Source organism: Isoptericola halotolerans, from assembly GCF_013149785.1.
In the GTDB taxonomy this organism is placed as follows: domain Bacteria; phylum Actinomycetota; class Actinomycetes; order Actinomycetales; family Cellulomonadaceae; genus Isoptericola; species Isoptericola halotolerans.
Genome location: NZ_JABEZU010000003.1, coordinates 510,205 through 525,571, shown reverse-complemented (window position 1 = coordinate 525,571; position 15,367 = coordinate 510,205). Strand labels below are relative to the sequence as shown.

17 protein-coding genes are annotated in these 15,367 nt (G+C 71.3%); 11 read left to right on the top strand and 6 right to left on the bottom strand.

All coding sequences use genetic code 11. The features are described from left to right. Nucleotides 1-10: 10 nt before the first annotated feature. Entirely contained in the window at nt 11-787 is a 777-nt protein-coding gene (locus tag HDG69_RS14660) for an ABC transporter permease (RefSeq protein WP_171784551.1), read from the bottom strand. Beyond that, nucleotides 784-1,746 carry an ATP-binding cassette domain-containing protein gene (locus HDG69_RS14655; protein ID WP_171784550.1) on the bottom strand — a complete coding sequence of 321 codons (963 nt, stop codon included), beginning with the start codon at nt 1,744-1,746 and terminating at the stop codon, nt 784-786. The genes HDG69_RS14660 and HDG69_RS14655 overlap by 4 nt, the downstream gene beginning before the upstream one ends. Nucleotides 1,747-1,786: 40 nt before the next feature. Here HDG69_RS14655 and HDG69_RS14650 point away from each other — a divergent pair, with 40 nt between their 5' ends. The 9 genes from HDG69_RS14650 to HDG69_RS14610 all read left to right on the top strand — a co-directional run bounded on the left by HDG69_RS14650 (nt 1,787) and on the right by HDG69_RS14610 (nt 9,351). Next, complete coding sequence (locus HDG69_RS14650) at nt 1,787-2,404, top strand: HdeD family acid-resistance protein (protein WP_171784549.1); 618 nt, start codon at nt 1,787-1,789, stop codon at nt 2,402-2,404. 161 nt (nt 2,405-2,565) lie between these two features. After that, nucleotides 2,566-3,312 (top strand): helix-turn-helix transcriptional regulator, encoded by a 747-nt coding sequence (locus HDG69_RS14645; RefSeq protein ID WP_171784548.1) that lies wholly within the window; start codon nt 2,566-2,568, stop codon nt 3,310-3,312. Next, the gene (gene sufB / locus HDG69_RS14640) at nt 3,309-4,775 is read left to right on the top strand and encodes a Fe-S cluster assembly protein SufB (protein WP_171784547.1); all 1,467 of its coding nucleotides are present in this window, start codon (nt 3,309-3,311) and stop codon (nt 4,773-4,775) included. The genes HDG69_RS14645 and sufB overlap by 4 nt, the downstream gene beginning before the upstream one ends. A 1-nt stretch (nt 4,776) precedes the next feature. Continuing rightward, complete coding sequence (sufD, locus tag HDG69_RS14635; RefSeq protein WP_171784546.1) at nt 4,777-5,982, top strand: Fe-S cluster assembly protein SufD; 1,206 nt, start codon at nt 4,777-4,779, stop codon at nt 5,980-5,982. Between the two features lie 4 nt (nt 5,983-5,986). Further along, nucleotides 5,987-6,334 carry a Rieske 2Fe-2S domain-containing protein gene (locus tag HDG69_RS14630; protein WP_171784545.1) on the top strand — a complete coding sequence of 116 codons (348 nt, stop codon included), beginning with the start codon at nt 5,987-5,989 and terminating at the stop codon, nt 6,332-6,334. A gap of 46 nt (nt 6,335-6,380) precedes the next feature. Further along, nucleotides 6,381-7,151 carry a Fe-S cluster assembly ATPase SufC gene (gene sufC / locus HDG69_RS14625; RefSeq protein ID WP_171784544.1) on the top strand — a complete coding sequence of 257 codons (771 nt, stop codon included), beginning with the start codon at nt 6,381-6,383 and terminating at the stop codon, nt 7,149-7,151. 11 nt (nt 7,152-7,162) lie between these two features. Further along, nucleotides 7,163-8,473: a cysteine desulfurase gene (locus tag HDG69_RS14620; protein WP_171784543.1), complete on the top strand. Its 1,311-nt coding sequence runs from the start codon at nt 7,163-7,165 to the stop codon at nt 8,471-8,473. A gap of 13 nt (nt 8,474-8,486) precedes the next feature. Next, nucleotides 8,487-8,993, top strand: coding sequence for a Fe-S cluster assembly sulfur transfer protein SufU (gene sufU, locus HDG69_RS14615; protein ID WP_171784542.1), 507 nt, complete (start codon nt 8,487-8,489; stop codon nt 8,991-8,993). After that, entirely contained in the window at nt 8,986-9,351 is a 366-nt protein-coding gene (locus tag HDG69_RS14610) for a metal-sulfur cluster assembly factor (protein WP_171784541.1), read from the top strand. The genes sufU and HDG69_RS14610 overlap by 8 nt, the downstream gene beginning before the upstream one ends. Before the next feature lie 92 nt (nt 9,352-9,443). On the opposite strand, the gene HDG69_RS14605 is transcribed toward HDG69_RS14610, so the two are convergent. After that, nucleotides 9,444-9,992: a hypothetical protein gene (locus tag HDG69_RS14605; protein WP_171784540.1), complete on the bottom strand. Its 549-nt coding sequence runs from the start codon at nt 9,990-9,992 to the stop codon at nt 9,444-9,446. Between the two features lie 78 nt (nt 9,993-10,070). Here HDG69_RS14605 and HDG69_RS14600 point away from each other — a divergent pair, with 78 nt between their 5' ends. After that, nucleotides 10,071-10,649: a 3'-5' exonuclease gene (locus HDG69_RS14600; RefSeq protein WP_171784539.1), complete on the top strand. Its 579-nt coding sequence runs from the start codon at nt 10,071-10,073 to the stop codon at nt 10,647-10,649. A gap of 51 nt (nt 10,650-10,700) precedes the next feature. Here the strand turns inward: HDG69_RS14600 and HDG69_RS14595 are convergent, their stop codons facing one another. From HDG69_RS14595 to HDG69_RS14585, 3 genes are all read right to left on the bottom strand, one after another. Continuing rightward, a complete protein-coding gene (locus HDG69_RS14595; protein ID WP_171784538.1) occupies nt 10,701-11,447 on the bottom strand; it encodes an SAM-dependent methyltransferase in 747 nt (248 codons plus the stop codon). A gap of 90 nt (nt 11,448-11,537) precedes the next feature. Next, nucleotides 11,538-12,071 carry a DUF1697 domain-containing protein gene (locus tag HDG69_RS14590; protein WP_171784537.1) on the bottom strand — a complete coding sequence of 178 codons (534 nt, stop codon included), beginning with the start codon at nt 12,069-12,071 and terminating at the stop codon, nt 11,538-11,540. 46 nt (nt 12,072-12,117) lie between these two features. Further along, the gene (locus tag HDG69_RS14585) at nt 12,118-13,617 is read right to left on the bottom strand and encodes a DUF2809 domain-containing protein (protein WP_171784536.1); all 1,500 of its coding nucleotides are present in this window, start codon (nt 13,615-13,617) and stop codon (nt 12,118-12,120) included. A gap of 123 nt (nt 13,618-13,740) precedes the next feature. Here HDG69_RS14585 and HDG69_RS14580 point away from each other — a divergent pair, with 123 nt between their 5' ends. Further along, nucleotides 13,741-15,339 carry an ABC-F family ATP-binding cassette domain-containing protein gene (locus tag HDG69_RS14580; RefSeq protein ID WP_171784535.1) on the top strand — a complete coding sequence of 533 codons (1,599 nt, stop codon included), beginning with the start codon at nt 13,741-13,743 and terminating at the stop codon, nt 15,337-15,339. Nucleotides 15,340-15,367: the final 28 nt, after the last annotated feature.

The following is a 15,367-nucleotide window of genomic DNA, read 5'->3' as shown; positions in this document are numbered from 1 at the left end:
GTCGCCGGGGTCAGTGCCAGCGGAACAGCTTGCCGGCACCGGCGCCGAACGCCGCGGTCCAGGCCAGCAGGACGACGATGCTCAGGGGCGGCACGCCGGTGCCGAGGAAGGCGCCGCGCAGTCCTTCGCCGAGCGCGCCCGAGGGCAGGAACGCGGCGAGGTGCGAGAGCGGTCCGGGCAGCTCGGAGGGCGCCATGATCAGGCCACCGCCGACGACGAGCAGCACCAGCACGAGGTTGGCCACCGCGAGGACGCCTTCGGCGCGCAGGGTGCCGGCGAGCAGCAGTGCCAGCGCGGTGAAGGCCGCAGTGCCCAGGAGGACGAGCCCGAGGGCGGGCAGGATCCCCGCGAGGGACGGCTGCCAGCCGAGGGAGAGCGCGACGGCACCGATCACCACGACCTGCACGACCTCGACGCACAGCACTCCGAGGATCTTCCCGGCCAGCAGCCCGCCGCGCCCGAGCGGTGTCGTGGCCAGCAGGCGCAGCACCCCGTTGCGCCGGTCGAACGCCGTGGCGATCGACTGGGAGGTGAACGCGGTCGTCACGCAGGCGAGGGCGAGGATCCCCGGGGTCACGAAGTCCACCCGCGCGACGCCACCGGTGTCGAGGTCGACGACGGAGGTGCGCACGAGCCCGACGAGCAGCAGCACGGGCACCACGATGGTGACGAGGAGCTGCTCGCCGTTGCGCAGGATCGCGCGGGTCTCGAACGAGGCCTGAGCGGCGATGCGGCGTCGGGCCGGAGCCGGGGCGGGTGCAGGGTCGGCCGAGGGAGAGGTGGTCATCGCAGGTGCCGTCCGGTGAGGTCGAGGAACACGTCTTCGAGCGTGCGGCGCCCCACGGTGATGCGGGTGGCCAGGACGTCGTGCCGGGCGAGCCACGTGGTCAGCGCCGTGAGCGTGGTGGGATGCACAGGTCCGGTGACGACGTACTCCCCGGGCTCGTCCTCCGTGACGGTCCATCCGCCGTCGGGCGCGGCGTCGTCGAGGTGCGTGGCGAGCACAGCGACCGGGAGACCTGGTCGCGCCCCGAAGCGCAGTCGCGGGGACCGGCCGGCGGTTCCGTCCGAGAGCAGGTCCGGCACGTTCCCCGAGGCGATGACACGACCGTGGTCGACGACGTGGACGACGTCGGCGAGATCCTCCGCCTCGTCCATCAGGTGGGTGGTCAGGACCACCGCGACGCCGTCGGCGCGCAGCTCGCGCACGAGGTCCCAGACCGCGTGGCGCGACTGGGGGTCCATCCCCGCGCTCGGTTCGTCGAGGAACACGACCTCCGGGCGGCCCACGACGGCGGCGGCCAGCGCCAGGCGCTGCCGTTGCCCGCCGGACAGGCGCCGCACCGTGGTCCGGCCGAAGGCCGGCAGCCCGAGCCGTTCGGCGAGCCCGTCGACGTCCCGCGGGGCGGCATACATGCGGGCGACGTGCCGCAGCATCTCCATCGCGCGCACGCCGGTGGGCAGCCCGCCGTCCTGCAGCATCACGCCGACCCGGGGGCGCAGGGCGGCCGCGTCCGTCACGGGGTCCAGACCCAGGACGCGGACCGTCCCGCCGTCGGGGGAGCGCAGCCCTTCACAGCACTCGACGGTGGTGGTCTTGCCGGCCCCGTTGGGCCCGAGCACCGCGGTGACCGTTCCGGCGGTAGCCTGCAGATCGAGGCCGTCGACGACGTCGCGGCCGCCGTAGGTCTTGCGCAGGCCGCGCACGTCGACGGCGCCGCCGGGTCGCGTATCGGTGGTGGGCACCAGAGGATTCTACGGACGCGTCGAGACACCAGGAGTGACGATGACCTTCTACACCTTCGCCCAGCCGTCAGATCTCGCCCAGCTCGCGCGACGTATCTGGTACTGGCCGGTGATCCGTGGGGTGCTGGCCGTGGCCTTCGGGCTGCTGGCGATCCTGCTGCCGGACAAGACGCCGGGTCTGCTGGTCCAGGTGTTCGGGGTCTTCGTGATCGTCGACGGCCTGGTCTCGCTCGTCGACGGGATGCGCCGCCGGGGGAGCCAGACCGGATCGGTGAGCGTCGGCATCGGCGTGGTGGCCATCGTCTTCGGTGCGGTGCTGCTGTTCCTGCCCGAGCTCGCCCTGGGCCTGGTCCTCGCGCTGATCGCGGTCTGGGCCCTGGTCTTCGGGCTGCTGCAGATCTTCGGGGCGTTCGCGATCCGCACGCGTGGCGGGACGTCCTGGTTGTGGACCCTGGTCTCGGGCCTGCTCTTCGTCGCCCTGGCGATCGTGTGCTTCACGAACCCCGGCGGGACCATCGAGGTGATGTCCGTGATCATCGGGATCTTCGCCGTGGTCATCGGCGTCGCGCTGGTCGCGCTCGGGGTCAAGCTGCGCGCGATGGGTTCCACGGGCCCGGGGGACGGGGACGTCATCGACGGCGAGGTCATCGAGGGCTGATCGGGCGAGCCGTCCATGAACAGCCTGTGAAACATGTGTGACGTGCGTCGCACGAGGCCCGCTGACCTGCGGCGCTGCGTGTTCGGTGAGGCATGCCTTGCTTGACATCCTCGATTACGCAACAAGGATGTTCTGTATATCGACGCACGGGAGGTGAGCACATGACGAGGACCACGGACCCCTTGAAGGCCCAGGGCGTCGTCGCGCACCCCCACGTGGAGGGCGACGGGACCCGCCGTCGTGTGCTGGAGCTCGTCGCCACCGAGGGGCCGGTCACGGCCGGTCGCCTCGCCGACGTGCTGAACCTGACCCAGGCGGCCGTCCGTCGGCACCTGGCGGGCCTGGAGCACGACGGCACGATCATGGTGCACGAGGGCGGCACGGGCGCCGTGCCCGCCCGACGGGGGCGGCCCGCACGCCACTACGTCGTGAGCACCGCAGGGCAGGCCGAGCTCGGCGACCACGACAGCGAGCTCGCCACCCAGGCGATGCGGTTCCTGCGTCGTACGGCCGGTGACGAGGCCGTCGAGGCCTTCGCCACCGAGCGCAACGACGCCGTGGTGCGTCGGTACGCCCCCCGGCTGACCGCGACCGACCCCCAGGAGCGGGCCGCGCAGCTCGCCGACCTGCTCGCCGCCGACGGCTACGCCTCGTCGGTGCGTCCCGTCGTCGGCCCGGTGGCCCCGACCGTCCAGCTGTGCCAGGGGCACTGCCCCGTGCAGCACGCCGCCGAGGACTTCCCCGAGCTGTGCGAGGCCGAGGCGCGCGCGTTCTCCGAGCTGCTCGGCACGCACGTCCAACGACTGGCCACCCTCGCAGGCGGCGCGCACGCCTGCGTCACGAACATCCCGCTGACTCCCCCCACCCCCGCCAGCCGCTCCGGCGGCACGCAGGAAGGATCACGATGAGCGCTCCTACCCAGGACGCCGCCGCCCAGGCGGCAGTGGCACCGAACGCCGACAAGCCCTCCGACGAGGAGATCATCGACTCGATCGGTGCGTACGAGTACGGCTGGCACGACACCGACGAGGCGGGCGCGATCGCCGAGCGTGGCCTCGACGAGGCGGTCGTGCGCAACATCTCGGCCCTGAAGAACGAGCCCGAGTGGATGCTCAAGGCCCGTCTCAAGGCACTGCGCCTGTTCGGCAAGAAGCCGATGCCGAGCTGGGGCGCCGACCTCACTGGGATCGACTTCGACCGGATCAAGTACTTCGTGCGGTCCACCGAGAAGCAGGCCACCAGCTGGGAGGAGCTGCCGGAGGACATCAAGGCCACCTACGACAAGCTCGGGATCCCCGAGGCGGAGAAGCAGCGCCTCGTGGCCGGCGTCGCGGCCCAGTACGAGTCCGAGGTCGTCTACCACCAGATCCGTGAGGACCTGGAGGAGCAGGGCGTCATCTTCGTCGACACCGACACCGGCCTGCGCGAGTACCCCGAGCTGTTCGCGGAGTACTTCGGCACGGTCATCCCGGCCGGCGACAACAAGTTCTCCGCGCTGAACTCGGCGGTCTGGTCGGGCGGCTCGTTCGTCTACGTCCCGCCGGGCGTGCACGTCGAGATCCCCCTGCAGGCCTACTTCCGGATCAACACCGAGAACATGGGCCAGTTCGAGCGGACGCTGATCATCGCCGACGAGGGCTCGTACGTGCACTACGTCGAGGGCTGCACGGCGCCGATCTACTCGTCGGACTCGCTGCACAGCGCCGTCGTGGAGATCATCGTCAAGAAGAACGCCCGCGTGCGCTACACGACCATCCAGAACTGGTCGAACAACGTGTACAACCTCGTGACCAAGCGCGCCACGGCCGAGGCCGGTGCCCAGATGGAGTGGGTCGACGGCAACATCGGCTCCAAGGTCACCATGAAGTACCCGGCGATCTACCTCATGGGCGAGCACGCCCGCGGCGAGACGCTGTCGATCGCCTTCGCGGGCGAGGGTCAGCACCAGGACGCCGGCGCCAAGATGGTGCACGCCGCGCCGCGCACGTCGTCTTCCATCGTCTCCAAGTCGGTGGCCCGTGGTGGTGGGCGCACGTCCTACCGCGGCCTGGTCCAGGTGCTCGAGGGCGCCGAGGCCTCCGCCTCCAACGTGCTGTGCGACGCGCTGCTCGTCGACCAGATCTCCCGGTCCGACACCTACCCGTACGTCGACGTCCGCGAGGACGACGTGTCCATGGGGCACGAGGCGACGGTGTCCAAGGTGAGCGAGGACCAGCTGTTCTACCTCATGTCCCGAGGAATGGACGAGACCGAGGCCATGGCCATGATCGTGCGCGGGTTCGTCGAGCCCATCGCGCGCGAGCTGCCCATGGAGTACGCGCTCGAGCTCAACCGCCTCATCGAGCTGCAGATGGAAGGGTCCGTCGGCTGATATGACTGCCACCACCACCGATCACTCACGCGCCGTGGCCGACGGCGCGCACTCGCACGGGCTGGTCCCGGCCGGCTCCCGTGCCGAGCGCGTCACCTCCTTCGACCTCGCGGACATCCCGGTGCCCTCCGGCCGCGAGGAGGAATGGCGCTTCTCACCGGTCGCGCGGCTGCAGCCGCTCTTCGCCGAGACGCTCGCCTCCGACGGAGTCACCGTGACCGTCGAGGCCGCGCCCGAGGTCAAGGTCGAGACGGTCGCCCGTGACGACGCCCGCCTCGGGAAGGCCGGCAAGCCCGGCGACCGCACCGCGGTCAGCGCCTGGAACGCCGTCACCGAGGCCACCGTCGTCACCGTGCCCGCCGAGGCCGTCGCGTCCGACGTCACCTCGGTGCGGATCGACGGCGTCTCGAAGGACGCCACCGCCCAGCACCTGCTGGTGCACGCCGAGCGGCACTCCGAGGCGGTCGTGGTCATCGACCACCGCGGCGACGCGCTCCTCAACCAGACGGTCGAGGTCGTCGTCGAGGACGGCGCGCAGCTGACCGTGGTCTCCGTGCAGGACTGGGCCGACGGCGCCGTCCACGCGGCCGCGCACCGTTCCACGGTCGGGCGCGACGCCAGGCTCAAGCACGTCGTGGTGACCTTCGGCGGCGACGTCGTGCGGATCACCCCGGACGCGACGTTCACCGCCCCCGGCGGCGAGGTCGAGATGGTCGGCCTGTACTTCGCCGACGCCGACCAGCACCAGGAGCACCGCCTCTTCGTGGACCACGGCGTGCCGAGCTGCAAGTCCCGGGTCACCTACAAGGGTGCGCTGCAGGGCTCAGGGGCTCACACCGTGTGGGTCGGGGACGTCCTCATCCAGGCCGAGGCCGAGGACACCGACACCTACGAGCTCAACCGCAACCTCGTCCTGACCGACGGGGCGCGCGCCGACTCGGTGCCGAACCTCGAGATCGAGACCGGCGAGATCGCGGGAGCGGGCCACGCGTCGGCGACCGGCAGGTTCGACGACGAGCAGCTCTTCTACCTCATGGCTCGCGGCATCCCCGAGACGGACGCGCGCCGCCTCGTGGTGCGGGGGTTCTTCGCGGAGCTCATCGACGAGATCGGGGTCGCGTCCGTCGAGGAGCGGCTGCTCGCCTCGATCGAGGCCGAGCTCGAGAAGTCGATGAGCGTCATCACCGGCGCCCCGGCGGCGGAGTGACGGCGTGACCCAGCAGATCGTCGCCTCGACGACCGACCTGGAGCCCGAGGAGGCCAAGCTCGTCGAGCTCCAGGCCGCCGACGGTGCCATGGTGCCGGTCGCGCTCGTCCGGGACGCCGACGGTGACTTTCACGCGATCAGCGACATCTGCTCCCACGGGGCGGTCTCGCTGTCCGACGGGGAGGTCGAGGGCTGCCGGGTCGAGTGCTGGCTGCACGGCTCGCAGTTCGACCTGCGCACCGGCAAGCCGCTGCAGCTTCCTGCGACCCGGCCGGTGCCCGTCTACCCGGTGACCGTGGACGGCGACAAGGTGCTCGTCGACATCGACGCCCCGCTCGCCGCCGTGTCCTGACCTCCCTGAACCACAGACTTTCGAACAAGACCTGGAGAACCACCTGATGCCCACCCTGGAGATCCGCGACCTGCACGTCAGCGTCGAGACCAAGGAAGGCCCGAAGCCGATCCTGCGCGGCGTCGACCTGACCATCGCCTCCGGCGAGACGCACGCCATCATGGGCCCCAACGGCTCCGGCAAGTCGACCCTCGCCTCCGCCCTCGCGGGCCACCCCAAGTACGAGGTCACCTCCGGCACCGTCACGCTCGACGGCGAGGACGTCCTCGCGATGAGCGTCGACGAGCGCGCTCGCGCCGGCCTCTTCCTCGCCATGCAGTACCCCGTGGAGGTGCCCGGTGTGTCCGTGGCCAACTTCCTGCGGACCGCCAAGACCGCCATCTCCGGCGAGGCCCCCGCCCTGCGCACCTGGGGCAAGGAGGTCAGGGGCGCGATGGAGAACCTGCGCATCGACTCCTCCTTCGCCGAGCGCTCCGTCAACGAGGGCTTCTCCGGCGGTGAGAAGAAGCGCCACGAGATCCTGCAGATGGAGCTCTTCAAGCCCCACTTCGCGATCCTCGACGAGACCGACTCCGGCCTGGACGTCGACGCGCTGCGCGTCGTCTCCGAGGGCGTGAACCGGGCCAAGGAGACCACCGACGTCGGCGTGCTGCTCATCACGCACTACACGCGCATCCTGCGCTACATCAAGCCCGACTTCGTCCACGTCTTCGTCGACGGCCGGATCGCCGAGGAGGGCGGCCCCGAGCTCGCCGAGCGTCTCGAGGCCGAGGGCTACGACCGGTACGTGGGTACCGGCGCGACGATGTCGGCCTGACGGAGACCTTCATGACCACCGACACCGTGCGCCCGGCGCCTGCCGACGACGGACTCACCGCGAGCGAGCTCGCCGCGGTGCGGGCCGACTTCCCGCTGCTCGGGCGCACGGTGCGTGGTGGTCGGCCGCTGGTCTACCTGGACTCCGCGGCGACCTCCCAGAAGCCGAACGTGGTGCTCGAGGCCGAGGTCGAGTTCTACGAGCAGCGGAACGCGGCCGTGCACCGCGGCGCCCACCAGCTCGCCGAGGAGGCCACGGAGGCGTTCGAGTCGGCGCGCTCCGCCGTGGCCTCGTTCGTCGGGGCCGACGACGGCGAGATCGTCTGGACCCCGGGCGCGACGGCGGCGCTCAACCTCGTGGCCTACGCGTTCTCGAACGCCACCGCCGGTCGTGGGGGAGCGGAGGCCGTACGGTTCCGGCTGGCACCCGGTGACGAGATCGTGGTCACCGAGGCGGAGCACCACGCCAACCTCGTGCCGTGGCAGGAGCTGTGTGCACGCACCGGCGCCGTGCTGCGTTGGCTCGGCGTGGACGACGACGGCCGGATCGACCTCTCGGACCTCGGGACCGTGATCACCGAGCGCACGCGGATCGTGGCCTTCGGCCACGTGTCGAACGTGACCGGTGCCGTGGCGCCGGTGGCGGAGCTGGTCGACGCCGCACGTCGGGTCGGCGCGTACACCGTGCTCGACGCCTGCCAGTCGGTGCCCCACCTGCCGGTGGACGTGCGTGCCCTGGGCGTCGACTTCGCGGCGTTCAGCGCCCACAAGATGCTCGGCCCGACCGGGGTCGGCGCGCTGTACGCCCGCCGCGAGCTGCTCGAGGCCATGCCTCCCGTCACCACCGGTGGGTCCATGGTCGAGGTCGTCACGATGGAGGCCACCACGTACGCCCCGCCGCCGCAGCGCTTCGAGGCGGGCACGCAGATGGTCGCCCAGGCCGTGGGCATGGGAGTGGCCGCCGAGTGGCTCGGTGAGCTCGGGATGTCGCGGGTGGCCCGGCACGAGCAGGAGCTCGCCACGGAGCTGTTGCGCATGGCGGAGATCCCCGGCGTACGGGTCGTCGGGCCGACGGACGCGGAGGACCGCCTCGCGGTCGTGTCGTTCGTCGTCGACGGTGTGCACGCCCACGACGTCTCCCAGGTGCTCGACGACTCCGGCATCGCGGTGCGCACCGGCCACCACTGCGCGCAACCGCTGCACCGGCGCTTCGGGGTGGCGGCGACGACGCGGGCCTCGGCGTCGGTCTACACGACCGTCGAGGAGATCGCGGCGTTCCGGGAAGCGTTGACGGGTGTGCGCGCGTTCTTCGGTGCAGAGTGAGTCAGGAGGACCCATGAGCAGCTCGTTGGAGCAGATGTACCAGCAGGTCATCCTCGACCATGCGAAGCACCCGCACGGCCGTGGCCTGGCCGAGCCCGTCGAGGGACATCTCGGTGGGGAGTCGCACCAGGTGAACCCGACGTGCGGGGACGAGGTCACGCTGCGCGTGGACGTCGCTCCCGGCCCCGGCCGCGACACCGTGGTGTCGGGCGTCTCCTGGGAGGGGGAGGGCTGTTCCATCTCGCAGGCGTCCGTCTCGGTGATGACCGAGCTCGTCACCGGTCGGAACCTGGCCGACGTCCGTCGCCTGGACGAGGCGTTCCACGCCCTGATGGGATCGCGCGGCAAGGGGCTGGACGACGAGGCGTCGCTCGACGCCCTCGGCGACGGCGAGGCGTTCACCGGCGTCTCGCAGTACCCCGCCCGCATCAAGTGCGCGCTGCTCGGCTGGGCAGCGCTGAAGGACTCGCTGGCGCGCAGCGGCGCGCTGGCAGACTCGACCGGAGGAACCGATGACTGAGAACACGACCGAGACGGCCACGCCGGCCCCGGCCGGCCCGACACCGGGTGCGACCACCGCGGCGGACGTCGAGGAGGCGATGCGCGACGTCATCGACCCCGAGCTCGGGATCAACGTCGTCGACCTCGGGCTGGTCTACGGCGTCGAGGTGGACCAGAACAACCACGCCACCATCGACATGACGCTGACGTCGGCGGCGTGCCCGCTGACCGACGTCCTGGAGGACCAGTCCGCGCAGGCCCTCGAGGGACTCGTCACCGGTCACCGGATCAACTGGGTGTGGATGCCGCCGTGGGGTCCGGAGAAGATCACGGACGACGGTCGTGAGCAGCTGCGGATGCTGGGCTTCAACGTCTGAGGTTGCGAGTCAGCCCCTCTGACCTGCCGCCGCAGGTCGGAGGGGCTCCTCAGGTCTGCGGAAGGTGCCGTGCCCGCCTCGAGGCGGCGAGGTCAGTCGCCGGACAGGTCGTCGCTGCCGCTCGCTGCGGCGAGTGCTGGAGCCCTGCGCTCAACCGTAAGGCGACGGAGGCGTGCTGCGGGGGCGTCGCCGTGGCCCAGATGATGCCCCGCCAGGACCCACCTCGTGCCGACCTCGTCGCGGCGGATCTCGCCGGAAATCGTGAACGCACCACAGCCCTCGAACTCGAAGCCCGCAGTGACGACGTCACCGGCGGCAAGTGTCGAGACCACGTCGCGCAGGTCGTCGACCTTGGCCACGCCGGGCCCGGCCGGGGCATCGCCCGCGTCCGTCGTGACGAGACTCTGCAGTTCCGCGACGGGCTCGGTGCCCTTGCCCGTCGTCAGATCCCACCAGCCCACCTTGAACGCGGTGTCGGTCAGGTCTCGACGTACACGACCGGAGACGTTGAACCGTCCGTGTTCAGCGGTGCGCAGTGCTGCGGTGACCAGCATGCCTTGATGAACCGCCTTGAGGGCAGTCCTCAGGCTGGCCAGGTCGCGACGAGCGGTGGGAACAGCGAAGCCAAGGTCATCACGCACGATCCGCATCGTACCGCCTGCTGACCTGCACCGGCGCCTCGACCGAGCGTCCGCGTCGATGGTGGTGGGCTGTCTATCATGTCCACCATGTCGCACATTGCTCTCGAGGGTCTGTCGTTCACCGCGATCGATTTCGAGACGGCCAACCCGAAGCGGGCGTCTGTGTGCTCGGTCGGCCTTGCCAAGGTCCGGGACGGCGTCGTCGTGGACACGCTCGAGACGCTGGTCCAGCCCCCCTCCGGGGTCCAGTCGTTCAACCACTACAACGTGGCCGTGCACGGCATCACGGCGCAAGCCGTGCTCGGAGCGCCGACCTGGGACGTCGTCTATCCGAAGGTCGCAGAGTTCGCTGGCGCGGATGCGCTGGTTGCGCACAACGCCGCCTTCGACCGCTCGGTCCTGACGCAGGCGAGCGCGGCCTGCGGCATCGTGCTTCCCCGCACCCGTTGGCTCTGCACGCGCGACACCGCCAGGTCGGTGCTGGATCTTGCCTCCTACAAGCTGCCCGATGTCTCGACAGCGCTGAACATCCCGGACCACGACCACCACGACGCCGGAGCAGATGCACGCCAGTGTGCGCTCGTTCTGATCGGACTGTGTCGCAGACTCGGCACGGACGGGCAGAGCCTGGTGCGGCAGCACTCTCGCACGTGGTGAGCGGAGATCACAGTCGGGCGGGTTCGTCGGTCGCAGTGCATCCGGAGGCAGCTATGCGGGCATCGACGTACGCCCGATCAGCCGGACCAGGGCGGCGCCGGGCTGGTGCAGCTCGACGTCGAAGCCTGCCGCCGACAGCTCGCGGCGGAGCCGGGCAGGGCTGAGCCTCTCCCACGACCCGACGAACCGCTCTGATCGCAGCAGCCTTTCGGCGTCGTGCACCTCGTACTCGCTGACGAACCGGCGCTCGTCCGTCGCCGGCAGGTAGCGCGCGACGTAGCGCAGCGAGCCGACCCAACGTTCCTGGACGAAGGCCTCGCCCGCGGGGCCTTCGTCACCCGCCGGCTCGATCGTCATGACACCGACGGCCTCGGGCGTCATGAGGGATCGCAGCCGGGCGAACGTCGCGCTGCGCTCGTCCTCCGACAGGTGGCCCACCATGTGTGCCGCGACGAACCCGTCGACGCGGCCGACGACGTCGTCGAGGGCGCCGGGCAGCAGGCCGGCGCGCACGGTCACCCGCCGCGACAGGTCCTCGTCGTCGGCGACCCTGGCGGTCAGCACGGCCCGCATGGTGCGCGAGGGCTCGATCGCCACGATCTGCGCACCGGTCACCGAGGCGAGCGTGCGCGTCCCGAGCCCGGTTCCGGCACCGAGGTCGAGGAGCGTGTGCTGGGGGCCGAGGTCCGCGAACGCCGTGGTGAGCGCGGGGCGCAGCCCGGCCCAGGGCTCGTCCATGAAGAGGTCGTGGAACTCGCCGAGGTCCTGGTAGACGTCCGTGCTGGCGTCGTTCTGCATGGTGGTTCCTCCGTCGGCTGGTGGCGGTTGATGAGAATCATTCTCACACCTTCCCGCCGTGACCGAGGTCAGAGTGCCCGTCGTCGGCGATCAGCTCGCCTCCGCCGCGAGCGCGGCCAGCCTCGTCACCGTGTTCATGTTGCGCGTCGTCGCGCGGCCGGCGCTCGGGGGGAGTCGGAGCCGGCTGCGGCCCATCCCGTCCGGGTAGTGGACGTAGATCTCCCGGGCGCCGAGCGCGATCTGCTCGCCGGTCGCCCCGGCGGCACGCTCCGCGGTGTCGGTCTCGGGCGGGGCGTCGAGGAACGTGACTCCGACCCGGCTCGGGACGGCACCGGCGAAAGGGTTGGCGTCCCGGACGCGCGCCAGCTCGCCCGGTGTCCTGATCAACGCGCCCACGGGCTTGCCCGCGTACTCCCGCAGCGCGTCCTCGAGGACGGTCCGCGCACCGTCGGCACCGAGCCTGGCCGTGAACACGACGTTCCCGCTGGCGATGTAGGTGCGGACGGCGCCGAACCCGACCGACGCGCACAGATCGCGCAGGTCGCTCATCGGCAGTCGGCCGGTGCCGCCGACGTTGACCGCGCACAGCAGCGCCACGAACGGCGAGGCAGTCGGCTCGGTCACGACTCCACCGTAGGGCGACCCGCCGACGTCGGCCGGACGGAGCCCGTCAGTACGCGACCGGTGTCTCCACGGACTCCCAGTGCCACGGTTCCGGGAGCCGTCCGCCGGGCCCGGCCCAGTCCGGGTGCGTCCAGCCGTACTGCTCCGCGTTGGCCTTCATCCAGGAGAACCGGGCGCCGTCGAACCCCTCGGGCCCCATGCTGACGTCGACGGCGGTCCCCAGCCCGTGGTTCGAGCAGCCGGGCGGCGCGGCGAGCGGGTTGGGGTTCGTCGGGTCGTGCACCGCGAGCTGGTCGTCGTAGGAGCGGTAGGCGGAGTTGACCGTGAGGTGCTGCCCGAACTCCGCCCGGTACGCCTCGTCGAGAGCCACCAGGCCGTCGACGAGATCGGCGCGCACCGCGTGCTGCGGTGCCCAGGGGATCGGGGCGAGGTCGTCGTCCGAGAGTCGGCCGCCCTCGGGGAACCAGAGCTGGTCGGGCTCCGGGCAGACGACGGCGTCCTGGGCGGTCATCAGTGCCGTGGTGGCCCCGACGACCTCCTCCCGGAGGGCGGCCAGGTCGGCAGCGAGGTGCTCCAGCTCGCCGAGCGCCATCCCGTCCAGACGGTCGGGCCCACTGCTCGCGAGCAGGTCGTCGGTGGCGCCGACGGCGTCGCGCAGGGCCGTCCGGACCCGGCGGCCTGCGCCGTGTCCCTCGTCGGCGAGCTCGTCGGTGGCCGCCAGCACCGTCGCGGCCGCCTGCCGCGCGGGTGCGAGCGGTCCTCGGGCCTCCGTCGCCGCGGTGATCGCGAACGCTCGGCGGGACTCCTGCACCGCCGCGACGGATCTCTCGACCTGTCCGCGGATCTCGACGGCGTCGCCGGGACGTCGTTCGAGGACCGGCGTCGCACTCAGCACCGACTCGGCCTCGTCGAGCGTCCCGGACAGCGCCGACCGGACGGAGTCGTCGGTGACCCGATCGGCCGAGTCGTCGAGCACGACGCGCGCGGCATCGACCTGTGCGACCAGGGCCTCGGCCTCGATCGACAACGTGCGTCCGACGCCGGCACCGGCGGCGACCACCGTGCCCACCAGGGCGAGCGGTACGAGGACCGCGGCGACGCGCCTCCCGACGGCGGGGGCCGGCTCCGCACGCACGCGCCGCAGCGCGTCGTCGACGGCCGCCGCCCGCGGGGAGACCACGACGAGAAGAGCCCCGGCCAGGAACGCACCGAGGCCGTACCACGCGAGGTCCGCCGCCCCGAAGGTCGTGCCGAGCACGTAGCGCGCGGCGGGCACACGCTCGAGGATCCCGGCGGGCACGTCGGTCAGGTGCGACACCTCGATCGCCGTGCACACCGCGAGGGCGATCGCGGACGTGAGGAGCCGCGGCGAGCGGGGGAGGAGGAGAGCGACGAGCCACACGAGCAGCATCGCGTACAGCATGTCGCCCACCGGTCCGCCGACCGGGGTGGGGAGCAGCGCTCGCGCCGCGAGGCCGGCGAGCACCGTGGCGACGGCGAGGACGGTCGACGTCGTACGCGGCACACGGGCCTCGGCGGGGGGCACGGTGGGAACCCTATCGACCCGGAGGGCCGCTCCGTCGCGCGTGTGACGTAAGTCGTCGCCAGCCAGGAACGGGACCACTAGACTCGCCGGAGCCCCCACCCTCTTTCTGAAGGACACTCTGCCTTGATCACCGCCCACGGCGTCGAGCTGCGCTTCGGCGCCCGCGTCCTGCTGCACGAGGCCACGTTCCGCGTGGCTCCGGGCGACCGCATCGGCCTCGTCGGCCGCAACGGCGCCGGCAAGACCACGCTCACCAAGACCCTCGCGGGCGACAGCCTGCCGACGGGCGGCACGATCACGCGTGGCAACGAGATCGGCTACCTGCCGCAGGACCCCCGCACCGGCGACCTCGACGTCGTCGCGATGGACCGTGTGCTCAGCGCCCGGGGCCTGGACAAGATCGTCGCGAAGATGCGGGTGGCGGAGAAGGAGATGGCCAGCGAGGACCCGGTCGTCCAGGAGGCGGCGATGGAGCGCTACCCGAAGCTCGAGACCCGCTTCCTCGCGGCCGGCGGCTACTCCGCGGAGTCGGAGGCGCACCGGATCACCAGCAACCTGGCGCTCGACGACCGCATCCTCGCCCAGCCCCTGCACACGCTCTCCGGCGGTCAGCGCCGCCGCATCGAGCTCGCGCGGATCCTGTTCTCCGGCGTCGACACGCTGCTGCTGGACGAGCCCACGAACCACCTCGACGCCGACTCGATCGTCTGGCTGCGTGAGTACCTCAGGTCGTACTCGGGCGGTTTCATCGTGATCTCCCACGACGTCGAGCTGCTGCGCGCGACGGTGAACAAGGTCTTCCACCTGGACGCCAACCGTGGCGAGCTGGACCAGTACAGCCTCGGCTGGGACGCCTACGTCGGTCAGCGCGAGCAGGACGAGCGCCGCCGTCGCCGCGAGCGCGCGAACGCCGAGAAGAAGGCCGGCACGCTGCTGGCCCAGGCCAACAAGATGCGGGCCAAGGCCACCAAGGCGACCGCCGCGCAGAACATGATCAAGCGTGCCGAGCGCATGCTCGCCGGCACCGAGGGCGAGCGGCAGAGCGACAAGGTGGCCGCCCTGCGGTTCCCGAAGCCGGCGCCCTGCGGCAAGACGCCGCTCATGGCGCGCGGGCTGTCCAAGACCTACGGGTCGCTGGAGGTCTTCGCCGGGGTGGACCTGGCGATCGACCGCGGGTCGCGTGTGGTGATCCTCGGGCTCAACGGTGCGGGCAAGACGACGATGCTGCGGATCCTGGCCGGCGTCGAGACGCCCGACACGGGCGAGGTGCTGCCCGGCCACGGGCTCAAGATGGGCTACTACGCCCAGGAGCACGACATGCTCGACATGGACGCCACCGTCGTGGAGAACCTGCGGCACAGCGCTCCCGACCTGACGGACACCCAGGTGCGCACCACGCTCGGCTCGTTCCTCTTCAGCGGGGACGACGCCGACAAGCCGGCGCACGTCCTCTCCGGTGGTGAGAAGACCCGTCTCGCGCTGGCCACGCTCGTCGTCTCCAGCGCGAACGTCCTGCTGCTGGACGAGCCGACCAACAACCTCGACCCTGCCTCGCGGGCCGAGATCCTCGGGGCCTTGAACACCTACGAGGGCGCCGTCATCATGGTCACGCACGACGACGGCGCGGTGGACGCGCTCAACCCCGAGCGGGTGCTGCTGCTCCCCGACGGCGACGAGGACCTCTGGTCGGACGACTACGCCGAGCTGGTGTCCCTCGCCTGAGCCGGAGGCGCGGCGCCGGTGAGGGCCG